The organism is Microcoleus sp. CAWBG640 (genome assembly GCF_020883015.1).
In the GTDB taxonomy this organism is placed as follows: Bacteria; Cyanobacteriota; Cyanobacteriia; order Cyanobacteriales; family Microcoleaceae; genus Microcoleus; species Microcoleus anatoxicus.
This window is the reverse complement of sequence record NZ_JAHRFC010000029.1, coordinates 16379-30024: the sequence shown is the minus strand read 5'-3', so window position 1 is coordinate 30024 and position 13646 is coordinate 16379. Positions and strand designations below refer to the sequence as shown.

Below are 13646 nucleotides of genomic sequence, written 5' to 3'. Positions count from 1 at the left end.
TGGACGCAGGCGGGGCCAAAAACCCGGTTTCTGCCTGGATATCTCTGGTGGAGATCTACTATTTTTCTAAGAAACCGGGTTTTTTTGCCTTAGTCCTATGCTCGTTTGTTCAGTCAACTTTCCACCCGAAATATTAAGAATATGGTCAGAATTAAAGGTGCTAATAGCGATTATGTTTATGATACAGGGAGTCAAACGATTCAGGAAAAGCCCAATGCCGATCCGTTATATTTAGAGATTTTTATCTGTCCCAACGATATGCCGAGTCGGGTAGAAAAACCCCATGCTAAGGGTTTTTGTCAGGGGACTGATGAAACTTGTCCAGATCCCCAAAAGTCCGGTCATGCTAAGATTTGCTTAGATCAAAAAGATGGGATTTCTTTTGTGACTAAGAATCGGATTGTGGCTCAAGGTAATTTTGCTGTTGAACATGATGGCAAAAGAGCGATCGAGGTGACAGAGCGATCGATTACAGTTAGCTTTGGTGGTACTATTATCAAAATTGCCGATGGTGACATTCAGTTATCTAGTCAGAATGAGAAACCTATTCAAATTTCTGGTAATTTAGCGATCGCTGGGAATGTTAAAATCACCGGAAAAGTTGACTTGAGTCAAGCCGATGTAACGTTTTCTCAAGCAACTATAGAACAAATCAAAAAATCGTGATAAATTATGGATGAGGATTTACAAAAGTTCGATTTAAAACTAACTCTCTACTCCAGAGATTTAGAATCGCAGAATCGTCAATTGCTCAGAATTGCCGATTGGAACAACGTAGATTTAGAAGCCGAGAATCGCGACTTAGCAACGGTAACAAAAATAGATAATTTAAGTCAAGCGATTTTAAATCGACTTTATACCCGCAAAGGAGAACTAGCTAGTTTAGGACATCCCGATTATGGTTCGCGCTTATATCTGTTAGTCGGCGAACTAAACAACATAAAAACCCAAGGTTTAGCCAATATTTACATCCGGGAATGTTTGCATCAAGAAAGCAGAATAGATGAGATAATTGATATTGTTTTTGAACCGCCATCTCGATTGAAAGACCCTAACACTTTAAAAGCTAAAATCATCGTAAAAGTGGTAGATTTAGATACACCGCTGACTCTGAATATATCGATAGTTGGAAATTAAGAAGTTTGATTATGGTTTTTGAACAGAAGAATTTTACCCAAATATTTGAGGCGATGCGCGATCGCACCGTCTCCACCGTCAGCGACTTTCAAACCGGAAGTGTGGTTCGCACCCTGTACGAATCCTTCGCTTATGAAATGGCGATTTTGTACGAACAAATGCAGCGGGTTTACCTATCTGCTTATGTGGATACCGCCGCCGAAGTTGATCTAGATAAAGTAGTCGCGATTTTAGGGATTAAACGCGGCGAACCAGATTATGCTACCGGAATAGTTACTTTCGATCGCGATTTGGGACTGGATGAAAATATCACGATTCCCATCGGAACATTAGTCACCACAGAAGATACGGAAGAATCACCGAAAAAAGCTTACAAAACCATTGAAGCGCAAATTATTCCCCCCACGGAAACATCGATCAAAGTGCGGGTACAAGCCATACAGCCAGGAGAAACAGAAGTTACAAAAGCCGGAACTGTAAAAATCATGCCCCAACCGATACCGGGGGTAAAAACAGTTGATAATCCCGAAGCAATTGTCTTTACTGGTAAGCTGCGGGAGACAGACGAACAACTGCGGGAACGGGCTAAAAAAGCTTTGATTGCTGCTAGTAATGCCAATACGACATCGATTGAAAATGCCCTGTTGAGTTTACCGGGAGTTAGGGAAGTTAAGGTTAGAGAAAACTTTCATAATGCGAAAGGAAAAGTCAGTCTGTATAGTACGCCAGTATCAGCGGAAAAATTGCCCCTTCGCATTCCCAGAGGGACAGAATTAACTATTGTTCTGGAAACCACTACTAGAAAACAATTTATCACAACGGAAAGCATCAATTTTACCGGTGAAACGGTAGAAGTGAGTGTTCAAGCATTGATACCGGGAAAAGCCGGAGAATTAAACCAAAGTTATACTACGCAGTGGGAACCATTACGCAAGGATCTTAGTTTTAATCTCAGTAATAGTGAACCGATCGAGTTGCGGGAGTTTGGTGTTATTGAAGTATTCGTCGATGGCATAGATTTTGAAGATACCAATAAAGTTAGCCAAATTAAACAGGAGATTGAACGGGTAAGGGCTGCGGGAATTTATGCGATTTTAAAGCCAGCGAATGCCATTGAAATTGATGGTGTTTTCCGCATTGAATTAAATTCAAATTTGCGGATATCTGCTGCGGAAAGGATACAAATTGAGGAACAGGTAGAAAAGGCGATCGCCACCCACCTCAAAACTCAGAAAATGGGACAACCGCTGTTGATATCCCAACTTACTCGCAAAATTTTAGACTGTCAAAACGTCAGCGATTTATTAGATTTTGCTCTGAAAACGACGCGCCAAGTAGGGAAAAAACCAGAAGTCGATTCCTATGCTTCCACTGTGAAGCGATTGGAAGCAGATATTCTGGAAAAATTCACTGTTAAATCCATCCGCGTTGCTTCGGAAATTAAATCTTTAACTGTAGATGTGCAAGTAAAAGCCACAAGTTTAACCCAGGAAACTCACAATACTTTCCTCGAAACACTGCAAACCTATTTCCAGCGTCTATTAGTGGGTGAAAGTATTAGTGTCAGTGCGATTAAAGCTCAACTAAATGCCGAAGTCGAAGTGTGGCTGAATCCCCATTTATGGAATCCCAAAATGAGTTTTGATGACCAAAAAGTAGAGGTGAGTTTTGTTGAAAAAGGCAAGCTAGGAAAAACTTTTATATTCTCTCATTTCCTGAGAATTAGTGGTGCGATTAAACTGATATTGCCGCTTACCATCACTGCTTTGGAAAAACAGACAGTATTAACCAAAGTCAGACAAGAATTGAGCGATTATCTGGAACAGCTAAAGCCGGAAGAAAATATCGAAATTGACAAATTTGTCAATCGGGCGCTTGACGTTGAATCGGTGCTTGATGTTAATTGGAAATTAGGAGATTTTCAGGTATTAGATTTAGAAAATGCTCGCGATCGCCTAGATGTTCAGAAAAAAGAAATTCGGGTGGAACCATTTGAAAAAACCCAGTTGGCGGCTGATTTTGCGATCGATAGTGATGTCCAGGTAGTACCGATCGCCATTAGCAAGTTAAAACTGAGACTGAATACCACCGGATTACCACCGGAAAATATCAATCCAGAACAGCTAAAAACCGCCATGAAAGAGACTTTAACCAGTCTGTTTACCCCCAGTTTTACCCAACAGTTGCCGAGTTTGAATCTGGGCGAAAATCTCGACTACGAGCAATTGCGAACTAACTTGCTATCATTAATTCGCGATCGGGCTAACAATCTTTCCCTAGCCACCTTGCAAACCTTGATTCCTGACGGTGACAACAAAGCACAACTCATTGATGTTACCCGGATTTTTCTGCGGGGGGCAGATTATACCCTAGATACTTTAGAACTTACGGCGCGGGAAAGCATTTTCACCCAGCAGGATATCCCCATGCGGATTATGGAACGCGCCCAACTGCAATCCCTCAATCTCAGCGGGGATAACCTACAAATTATCGTGGAAATTACCGGAGGTTAATTGTCATGGAAAAACTCGGTAAAACCCTCAACATCGCCAGTCGCTTACCCCACTTTTACGACACCCAAAATGTCGAAAGTGTGCTATATCAATTTATCGATGTTTTTGGCTACATCATCGAACAAGCAGAAACTGACTTATTGGATGTGATGCACGCCCATCACGTAGATACCGCTACTAATGAAGGTTCTCAAGGTTTTATTGGTCAGCGAAAAGGCGATTTAGATAAATTACTTACCATCTATTTAGAAGCCTTGGGTGGTACATCTCAACTGATTCAGGTTAGCGATCGCTTTAGCATCGGTTCCATCAAAAATGTTGATAGTTTCGTCGCGAAACTGCAAACAAATACCGACATAGTATCCCAAGAGTTACGCAAAAAGCTGACTATTGAAACTAACCAAATACTCGATCGCTACCAAGTAACTCAGCCCAAATTTCACGAAGATTCATTTAAAAATCTACCCCAATTAGCAATTTCAATTCTCGTCGCCCAACATCCAGTCAGTAAGTATCTCCACTCTCAACTAAATTCTGAAAGCCAACAACTTTTAAGCCTATATGACGGTAGCGAATCCGTACCCCAACCCCTACAAGAAATACTCTTAACACTACTAAACCAGCAACTCACAAAACCAGATTTTTATGCCAAAAATAAGGCATACTTTAAGAGTATACTACTGCTGGAAAGCGTTAAAAAACTGATAGCAGCCCCCACTAATCAAGACGATCGCCAACGACTGCACCGACTCCTATTAGAAGCAGCTTATCCCGAATATATTGAGTCTAGCAACATTCCATCAAAAGGTGAAGTTGAACAAGCCTTAATTGCCGAACTAAATCGCTTTTTAGAATCCTACAAACCCGAAAATGATCCCCTAGATACTACCAATCGCATCAAACAAAATCGCCTGCTGTTAGAAGCCACTTATCCCAGGGAACTAGAAAAAAGTTATGCCCCTTATCGGGAAAGACTGAAAGGAATCATCGCTATTTTGCGGCAAGGTGCAGCCACTCGTCAAGGGATTCTTGATTTAGTCGCAGCTAACTTGGGAATTTTAGGCGATTCAGAGGCTGCTTTAGCGGCCAAAAAGCAAATTCGGATCGAAGAATTTGACCCGGAAAAAACCTGGATACGTCCTCCGAATACTTCCTTCGGTATAGTCGCCTATCACTATCCTTTAAGGTTGTTTGAAGAGTTTGTCGCCGCCAGCCTCAACCCCCAACCATCGGAAATCGAAATTTTCTTGGAAGTTCCACCAACTTTACCTGTGGAAGGGTTGTATAATCCCCGAATAGTTCATCTCGATACGGGACATTTTATCTGCTACCAAGGCAGGATAAAATCCGGTGATAAGTTATTATTTCGAGGGAATACCGTCTTAGTCAATGGACAACCTTTTCACACTCAAGAAAACACGCCATTACTACCAATCAGTAACTCTCGGTGGCGCTTTGAAGCCCAAATTATCGGGGATTATCCTGTCGGCTTATTCGATCGGCAAAAGTTTGATTCCAGTACCCTAGGTTTTGCTGAAGTCGCCATCCATTTAGAGATGCGAATTTACAAACTTAATCCAGGGATGTTTGAAGTGACAATTCCTTGGGATATTCCGGGATATTCTGATAAGTTTGGTGAAGCGTCAGATCACCCGCGACACCAAATTGCTAATATCATTGATCATGTGAAAGGTGCCGGTGTTTTGGCCCTGATTAATTATGAAAAAGTTTTCCGAGAAACCCATGATTTACAACTCAGGTTAACCGTCGTGCGATCGCCTTTTCTGGAAACTCACATAGCCGAAGAAAAATTTAATCTTCTGGGCTTAAAAGTTCCCTATCCCGACGGCATTAAACACGAAATGAGTGAGAAATTGTTAACTACTGGAGTGTTTGATTATGCTATATTTGACTATGGCGATCGCTTTCCCTCTATCCCACCTCCCGCCCCTGACGAAAATTACCATGAAATGACCGATAATTTCTTAATCTCCGGTGTATTTGATTATACCGATTTCGACTCAGGTAACGGCTTTGAATAACTACCAATTGAGGAAACTAAAACTATGAAAATGGCTGATGCAATGGACATGAAAGGACGATTGATTATCCAACAATTTAATCCCGCAGGTGAACTTGTCGATGAAGTTAAAGCCAATAATTTCATCGTCTATAGCGGACGAGATTTAGTTGCGAAAATGTTTTTAAATCAAAAAATCGAGCCGATCCGTTATTTGGCGATCGGTACTGGGAGTAATCCGGTGAATCCAGTTGAAGATACCGCATTGCAAAAAGAAGTATTTCGCAAAGAAGTCAAACCCCTGGATCTTGCCAGAGATTTAAGCGATGCCGATGAAATCCCGATTAAAGTTGAAAGCGGAACCGTCAGACAAAAAAATCGCAAGGTGAGATTGTGCGTTGACTTAGACTTTGCCGAACCCCCCAATCAACCGCTAGCTTTGACTGAAGCCGGACTATTTAATAGCGCCCAAGGGGGAATTATGTACAATCGAGTCGTATTTCCTAACATTACTAAAACGGCTGATTTCAAGCTGACTTTAGTTTGGGAAATCATTTTTTAAATTGGCGATTAAAAAATTCAGCATAGGTAAAAATAATGACTACCAATAACGGCAAATTTGCTCCCCAACATAAAAAACCAGGCGATTTAATTTTGTCTGATGAATGGAATGCGGGAATGCAGGAAACAGTCCGCTTAGAGAGTGCGAAAGTTAACCGCAAGGGCGGGGATTCTTTAGAGGGGCCGCTGACGATTGAATCAGCATTAGCAGTTACTAGCGTGCAATTAGAAGTTAAAGGCGCGTTGAAATTGGCCGATGGAGTGGCTGTCAATCAGTTTTCTAATGATGAGAGTCTCAGCAATAATAGAGATACTATTGTTCCCACTCAAAAAGCTGTAAAAACTTATGTAGATAGGGCTGTTCAAGGGAGTGAAAATCAAGATTTTAAAGCCAAAGATGTGCGGGTTTATGGCAAACTTACCGTGGACGGAGAGGTGATATCGAAAGATATCCAAAAAATGGAGGGTAATGTCGAACTCGGTAATGAAGATAGAGATATTATTACTGTTTTTGGCACAATCAGTTCAAGACATTCCACAAAAAACTTGGTTGTCAATGATCCGATCAAAGCGCCAGCTTTTATTGGTGACGGTGCGATTGTCAAAGGAATAATTGTGATGTGGTCCGGGCCTGTCGAGCAAATTCCTACAGGATGGGCGCTTTGTAATGGTCAAAATGGCACACCAGATTTAAGAGATAGATTTATTGTAGGTGCTGGTAATAGTTATGCAGTAGCATCTACAGGTGGTGCTGCTACTGTAACTCTTACCATTGCACAAATGCCCGCCCACAGTCATGGAGTTAATGATCCCGGTCACAGTCACTCAAAAGGTGCTAGTTGGCCTGGATCGGGACCAGAACAAGATCAAAGTGGTTCGCCGGAAAATCGCACAGATTTTAATATAAACACAGGTTTTTCTGGGACTGGCATCTCTCTTCAAAACACTGGATCGGGTCAACCACACGAAAACAGACCTCCATATTATGCCCTTGCTTTGATTATGAAGCTATAAATAATGACCAACAATAAGTTAAATAATTAACAATTTTGGGAAAATCCAACAATGACCAACAACGGCACTAAATTCACACCCGAAGTCAAAAAAACAGGCGATCCAGTTCGATCGGCAGACTGGAATGCAGCCATGCAGGAAATCGTCCGACTAGAAACGTCCAAAATCAACCGAGAAGGACCAGAATCTTTACAAGGCCCCCTCACCATAGCCCAAGCTTTGACTGTAAGCACGATCGCCCCAACCACCAGCACTCCCTTAGAAATCAAAGGAGCTCTCAAACTAGCAGAAGGAGTAGCCGTCAATCAGTTTTCTGCTGATGATAGTCTGAGCAATAATAGCGATAGTATTGTTTCTACCCAAAAAGCGATCAAAAGTTATGTAGATACGGCTGTAACAAAATTAGATACAACTGTCAAAACCTATGTGGAAACAACTGTAACTACCTTAGACACAGCTACAAAAAACTATGTCAATAGTGTAGTGCAAGGCAGTGAAACCAAAGATTTTCAAGCCAAAGATTTGCGAGTTTACGGCAATCTTACCGTAGTTGGAAATGTAATTTCCAAAAGCACCGAAAAAATGGAAGGAAACGTCGAACTCGGTAATGATGATGGAGATACTGTTACCGTTTTTGGTACAATCAGATCGGGACATTCCTCCGGTTCTCTTCAGGTGCAAACTGCTTTAAAAGTCACCGAAAATTTGATTGTGGATGGTAAGATAGGTCTGGGTACGACATCTCCCAGTGACAAGCTGCACATTCAAAATGGAGATTTCCGCATTGATTCAGGGCAAATTAAAAGTTGGGGAACCCTAACTTTCCGCTCGGATATCGATCGAAGTGGTGATGCTACTTTAGTTAATTTTCTCGATCGAGACAGTCGGAGCGTTCTCTGTATTAATCATGACGGTAAACTTGGCATTGGCACAACAAATCCAGGGGCGACATTAGAGGTTGACGGCAGCATTCGAGCCAAAAATGTTGAGTCTAGTAACCCACTCCGACACCGGATGTATCCGAGTGAACCAATTGTTTATCAAGATATTTTTGCGGCCAGAAATGCAGGGGCGATCGCGAAACTAGGAAACCCATCATACTACGATGATACCACCTTTACCGCAAAAAACCTGTGGAACGATCGTCCCATTATCGCCTACGGGGGTAACAATGAGACGGACGGAAACGGTGCTGTTGTCAACATTCCCGATGGCTACAATACCGTCTGGGTAAGGGTATTAGGCGAACGATGGAACGTTATCAAGGCCTACTTACTAGATAAAGACAACAAAAAAACCGAAGAAATCGGAGTGTGGACTGGTGGATACAGATCCACAAATTGCTACTCTCCCGACGGCTCCCTCAGTGATAGTTACTCCAATTTTCATCAATGGCTGCCGATCGCGATCGGGACAAATCTCGCCCCACTGCCCGCTGGAGAAACTCGGAAACTCGCGCTGATTTCTAAGCCTAATACTAATAGTAATTTTTGGCTTTCTGGGTTAGCATTCAGCAAAAACCCTTGGAGTCATGCAACTCAATCAGCAGTCGGATACCACTGGGCAGTTAATGGCGGTAATGCCACAACCTGGAACTCAGAGAATTGGAAAAGTGATGTACTCGCCATGATTCCGCCCAAGACGAATTTGGAATTGAAAGTTCCAGTCGTACCGTCTGGACGTGACAAGTTGCTCTATCTTGTCGAACATAACAATGACTGGAATGGTTGTATGCACTCTGGCATTACTGTCAACGGAAATCCCATTGAAAGGTTCCTGGGAACTTACGATAACCCATTCGCCCGCCATTGGAACAGCAAATTTTATCAGCGATATATTGCCGCTCGTATCCCGGCAGATCTGATTCCGAAAACCAGTAATCTCACGACCTATCTTAGTGTCAAAATTGATATGAGCAAGCAAAATAGCATTATTCATTTCCGCGAAATTGGCACTCACGATCTAGAAATTCCCTGGAATTACTGATAGTCATTAGGTAATTGATGTAAAACTGTGATGAAACAACAACTCCAACAACGTCTGCAAGAACTCAAAGCTGAATACGAATCGGGTAAAAAAGTCCTAGCGGATTTAGAAGCTAAACAAGCCAACGTGAGAGATACTTTACTCCGCATGGCTGGTGCAATTCAAGTGTTGGAAGAAGAACTGGTCAAAGCTGACAGCAATACAATCCACACTCCCTCGGAAAATACTTATGCTCTCGATTCTGAAATCCCCGCTAGAGAAGTCTCTCCCCCAAGTAGTCAAAGCTAATTTTGATTGATTATGATTTATAAGCTACTGACGGCGATCGCCAACCTGCTGAAAACCGAACTGAGTGCAGACATTCCTCAGTCCGACCAACATTTTACCACTAAACAGTTAAGGGAATCTCCTTCAGAACCCTTTCCCCAAATTAGTGTTTATTTAGGTAAGTTTACCCTAGATCAAAGCATGAGAAACTTAAAATCTCTCAAGCAGTACCCAGAGGAAAGCCGCCAAGAAATAACTGTAATGCGGGAATTTGAGCAAGAGTTTTTTATTGAGGTGTACGACACTAATTTAGAAAATCTTGAAAAATTCGCCTCTCTCATCTTTGGGATTATCTTAACTAACTCCGAAGACTTGCTGCAAGAGTATAACGTTACTGCCTCTACTAGCTATCAAAGCCAAGAAATCACAACGGTTCACATAATTAATCAGATTAACGTGCTAGAAAGCATTTATAAAACGACCGTAGACACCCAGAATTTTGAATTAAAATTGCAAGCAAAAGGTCAATTAAAACTGTTAAGAAATATTCACGGTGAGCTGAGTACGATTCAAAACATTAACATTCAATCCCGCCTTCCGCTTGAGATTTGAGAATTTCAAGTTGAGAATTACTCCCGTATTGAGTCTGCGAAGGAATCAGATCAATTCCGTTGACATCGGAATCATTGATCTCTCTGTTCTCTTCCTCTGTGTCCTCTGTGTCCTCTGCGGTTTAATCATTCCGGTTCAACCGGATGTGATATAACTCCTGATTCACAAATAGCTGGTAAAAGTCAAGCGCTGGTGGGAGAAGGTAAATTATTATTGGATATAGAAAAATCTACAGGGATGATGGGAGTGGTTGTCCCGTTCGGCTTGCCAGGAGCAGGGTCTGATTGGTAGAGTTGGATGCGATCGCGCCCAAGTCTTTTTGCTTGGTAGAGGGCTTGATCCGAGGCGGCAATCAAAATTTCCGCTCCCGCTTCCGATGCCGGAACCATACTTGCTACGCCCAAACTGACGGTGACGTACTCACTCACGGGGGAACCAGCGTGAGGAAGCTTTAGGGCTGCGATTTTAACCCTGATGTGTTCGGCGACTTTCACAGCGCCTTGGATGTGGGTATTGGGCAAAATAACGGCAAATTCTTCGCCACCATAGCGAGCCACTAAATCGGCGGGGCGATCGACTGCATGGCTAATGGCACTAGCTACTTGTCGCAAACATTCGTCTCCCCCTGGATGACCATAGGTGTCGTTATAACTTTTAAAAGAATCAATATCACACAGAATTAGGGACAGGGGCGTCTGTTCCCGCGACTGTCTGCGCCACTCCATTGCCAGATATTGATCGAACCGGCGACGGTTTGCTAGCTGGGTGAGTGCGTCCAAAGTGGCTAAGCGTTCTAACTTTTGGTTGGCCTCTTGCAACTGCTGATAAAGTTCTGCTTGCTTGATGGCGATCGCCAACTGGGCCGCCAGAGAAGACAGTAATTCCACTTCCAACTGCATCCACTGTCGGGGGCTGCACTGGTGGGCCATCAGCAGCCCCCACAAATCCTCCCCTTGCACCAGTGGCACGACTAAATAAGCTCTGACATTAAATGGTGCGAGCAAATCAATTTGATATTGTGGTAAATCGGCGGCGCAGATATCGGCGATTGGTCGGATCGCCCGATGTTGGTACGCTTCCAAATAAAATTCGTCAAAACAAAAATTTTCCAGGGTTTCTCCCAGCATCGGCTGGCAGTTAGCAGCTACAGATTCCACTGTCACCGCGCCCGTTGCCGGCGTGGCGCAGGCATTGCCAGTACAGGGATTAAACCGGACGATCATCACTCGATCGGCCTGTAGAAACTGGCGCACTTCGTTCACAGTCGTGTGCAGCACTTCGTCCAAATCCAAAGACTGGCGAATGTGTTGAGTAATTGTTGCCATCAACAGTTCCCGTTCGTTCTGCTGTCGCAGCGCTTCTTCTGCCCGCTTGTACTCCGTGATATCTTGAGCAGTACCAAAAATTTGTTTGGGTTGACCCTCGGTGGTGCGCGCAAAAACTTGGTCGCGACAGCGAAACCAGCGCCATTGGCCCGATCGATGTTGAAGCCGATACTCCAATTCCAAAATGCTGCCATCCTGGGCCGAGGGAAATTGTTCCAGGTGCTCTTCCAGTGTCCGCAAATCCTCTGGGTAGACGAGACAGAAACAGAAAGCCGTTTCCATCTCTAAAATTTCTTGGGGAGTGTAGCCCAGCAATTTCAAGGCCTGACCGTTGACGTAAACGTTGCGCTGTTCGGTCAGGTCGTAGATATATAGTAAATAAGGTGCCACGTCAGCAATCTGCTGGATGAAGTGCTGGCTCGATCGCAATTCTTCCTCCACCCGCTGACGTACTTTCACTTCTTCCAAAGCCTGATCCCGCATCGCCCGATAACCTTGAATCCGGTGAGTGAGCTCCGTGACGTCCTGAATCACCAACAAGGCGTAGAATGATTGGGAATTGGTCGGTGGCCATGTCAGTGAAGCCCGATGGGACGGAGAGTTATCTAACAAAACATTGTTTCCAGCGGCTTGGAGTTCGATCGTACCTTCTGCTTCCCACTCAACATTTTGGACAACCAACTTTCCAATCTCCAATTCTGCGATGTCATCCTCTTGGGCCGGCACAGCCGTCACAGTAGTTTGCTGGATGCGCTGCTGCCCGTCTTGCCAAGTTGCCGGAATCAGGTGTTTGTGAATTTGAGAAGAAAAAATTGTTGGTGGACCTCCTGCAAAGATTTGCTGAAAGCGAGTTGCGTACTTTAGCTGGTTTAAATGAGGAAAATGCGTTGTGATTTTTGTACCCAACATTTGACTGCGGGGAATTTTCGTCCAGTCTTCCAAACAGGTATTCCAAAACAGAACCACAAAATCATCTCGCAGCAGGCAAGCGCCGACTGGTACGCTGTCTAGAACCCCAAACTTTTGCTCAATAGTTTTGCTCTCCTGGCTCATAGACCCCCGGCAAGTTGATTGATAGCAGCCAACAAGGTATCAAAAGAACTGACATTGAAAATGAGGATAATATCTCCTTCAATGTGAAGCTTTTCAATAATGAAACGAGTCTGGGCCAATAAAACTACTGTATCGGCAGTCAAGCCGCCAGATACTAGCAAAGTGGCGATCGTCCCTTCCGTGTAATTGGGAATTGAGTAGTTCAAGCGCTGCTGAAGTACATTGCTGATAGCACCCATAACCCCGTTGATTACAATATTTCCCACTTCACTTAGCGTACCAATTTTCACCGAATCTAGGTCATGAGTTCCGGCTTCTTCCCCAGTTAGCATCGTCACGAGGGTGGCGGCGCTGTTGGTAGGAAATACTAGCTGAGCAATACCTCCAAAAGAGCCTGTGAATTTTAGCTGCACGGCGGCGATTTGCTCGCCGTTGAGGTGTTGCTCTAACTGTACTTGTACATCGTTGGGAGTCAGGATTTGGAGGTAGGGGATTTGCAAGCGAATGGGGGAGTCAATCATGTCGTTCAAGATCCCTGCTGCTTGACCAATCCCGATGTTGACGAGTTCCTGCAAAGCATCGAGCTGTCGAGCGGTCAATTTCATGGGGCGCTCTCCTCGCTGGCACTGAGAGCTTTTTTGATCCACCCAACCAGTTCGTCGGAGTTGGGCATTTTGTGAATGACTGTGAGGGCTCCGAGTTCCATACACTCTTCGCGGGTGGTGGATTGGATGTCTGCGGTAATTACGATCACAGGAACTTTAATTCCTTTCTCCCGCATAGCTTGCAAGACTTCCCTACCTTCCATGTCTGGCATGAGGAGATCCAAAAGCATACAGTTTGGGGTCTGAGTATCTAGCAGTTCCAGAGCTTCTGGGCCACTCGATGCTTCCCAAGTCTCGTATCCTTCTGCTCGCAAGATTTTGCAGATTACCCTGCGAGTCAACCACGAATCTTCGACAACGAGAATTGATGTCACTACGTTTTCCTCCTTCAATTGTTGATGACTAACCAGCTTGGCAGGTACTGCTTTTATTTTGACAGTATTTTATGCAGGGGCGTCGCGATCGCGACGCCCCTGCATAGCTCAAAAACTCTCTCTACATTAGTAGACCAGGCAGGCTAACAGGAATAAATATATCCATCATATAGTGAGGG

The 13646-nt window shown here is 43.8% G+C and carries 12 protein-coding genes; 9 read left to right on the top strand and 3 right to left on the bottom strand.

All coding sequences use genetic code 11. The annotated features are described in order from the left end of the window. Nucleotides 1–141 precede the first annotated feature (141 nt). Genes AAFP11_RS15950 through AAFP11_RS15910 form a run of 9 tightly spaced genes read left to right on the top strand, consistent with a single transcriptional unit; the run spans nt 142 to nt 10110 of the window. Nucleotides 142–666, top strand: coding sequence for a hypothetical protein (locus tag AAFP11_RS15950; RefSeq protein ID WP_341737958.1), 525 nt, complete (start codon nt 142–144; stop codon nt 664–666). Nucleotides 667–672: 6 nt separating this feature from the next. Continuing rightward, on the top strand, nt 673–1137 hold the full coding sequence (locus AAFP11_RS15945) for a DUF2634 domain-containing protein (RefSeq protein ID WP_340520163.1): 465 nt from the start codon (nt 673–675) through the stop codon (nt 1135–1137). An 11-nt stretch (nt 1138–1148) separates the two neighbouring features. Further along, on the top strand, nt 1149–3650 hold the full coding sequence (locus tag AAFP11_RS15940) for a baseplate J/gp47 family protein (protein WP_341737957.1): 2502 nt from the start codon (nt 1149–1151) through the stop codon (nt 3648–3650). Between the two features lie 5 nt (nt 3651–3655). Further along, nucleotides 3656–5692, top strand: coding sequence for a hypothetical protein (locus tag AAFP11_RS15935; protein ID WP_341737956.1), 2037 nt, complete (start codon nt 3656–3658; stop codon nt 5690–5692). A gap of 24 nt (nt 5693–5716) precedes the next feature. Continuing rightward, nucleotides 5717–6232, top strand: coding sequence for a hypothetical protein (locus AAFP11_RS15930; RefSeq protein WP_340520170.1), 516 nt, complete (start codon nt 5717–5719; stop codon nt 6230–6232). Between the two features lie 35 nt (nt 6233–6267). Further along, nucleotides 6268–7245, top strand: a complete 978-nt coding sequence (locus AAFP11_RS15925) for a hypothetical protein (protein WP_341737955.1) — start codon at nt 6268–6270, stop codon at nt 7243–7245. 51 nt (nt 7246–7296) lie between these two features. After that, a complete protein-coding gene (locus AAFP11_RS15920; RefSeq protein WP_341737954.1) occupies nt 7297–9231 on the top strand; it encodes a hypothetical protein in 1935 nt (644 codons plus the stop codon). Nucleotides 9232–9261: 30 nt separating this feature from the next. Continuing rightward, a complete protein-coding gene (locus AAFP11_RS15915) occupies nt 9262–9519 on the top strand; it encodes a hypothetical protein (RefSeq protein ID WP_341737953.1) in 258 nt (85 codons plus the stop codon). A 12-nt stretch (nt 9520–9531) separates the two neighbouring features. Beyond that, the gene (locus tag AAFP11_RS15910; protein WP_341737952.1) at nt 9532–10110 is read left to right on the top strand and encodes a hypothetical protein; all 579 of its coding nucleotides are present in this window, start codon (nt 9532–9534) and stop codon (nt 10108–10110) included. Nucleotides 10111–10292: 182 nt separating this feature from the next. Here AAFP11_RS15910 and AAFP11_RS15905 read toward each other — a convergent pair whose 3' ends face one another. Genes AAFP11_RS15905 through AAFP11_RS15895 form a run of 3 tightly spaced genes read right to left on the bottom strand, consistent with a single transcriptional unit; the run spans nt 10293 to nt 13467 of the window. Continuing rightward, a complete protein-coding gene (locus AAFP11_RS15905) occupies nt 10293–12488 on the bottom strand; it encodes a diguanylate cyclase (RefSeq protein WP_341737951.1) in 2196 nt (731 codons plus the stop codon). After that, a complete protein-coding gene (locus AAFP11_RS15900) occupies nt 12485–13093 on the bottom strand; it encodes a chemotaxis protein CheC (RefSeq protein WP_340520180.1) in 609 nt (202 codons plus the stop codon). The genes AAFP11_RS15905 and AAFP11_RS15900 overlap by 4 nt, the downstream gene beginning before the upstream one ends. Next, nucleotides 13090–13467, bottom strand: coding sequence for a response regulator (locus AAFP11_RS15895; protein ID WP_341737950.1), 378 nt, complete (start codon nt 13465–13467; stop codon nt 13090–13092). Before AAFP11_RS15895 ends, AAFP11_RS15900 begins: the two co-directional genes overlap by 4 nt. Nucleotides 13468–13646: the final 179 nt, after the last annotated feature.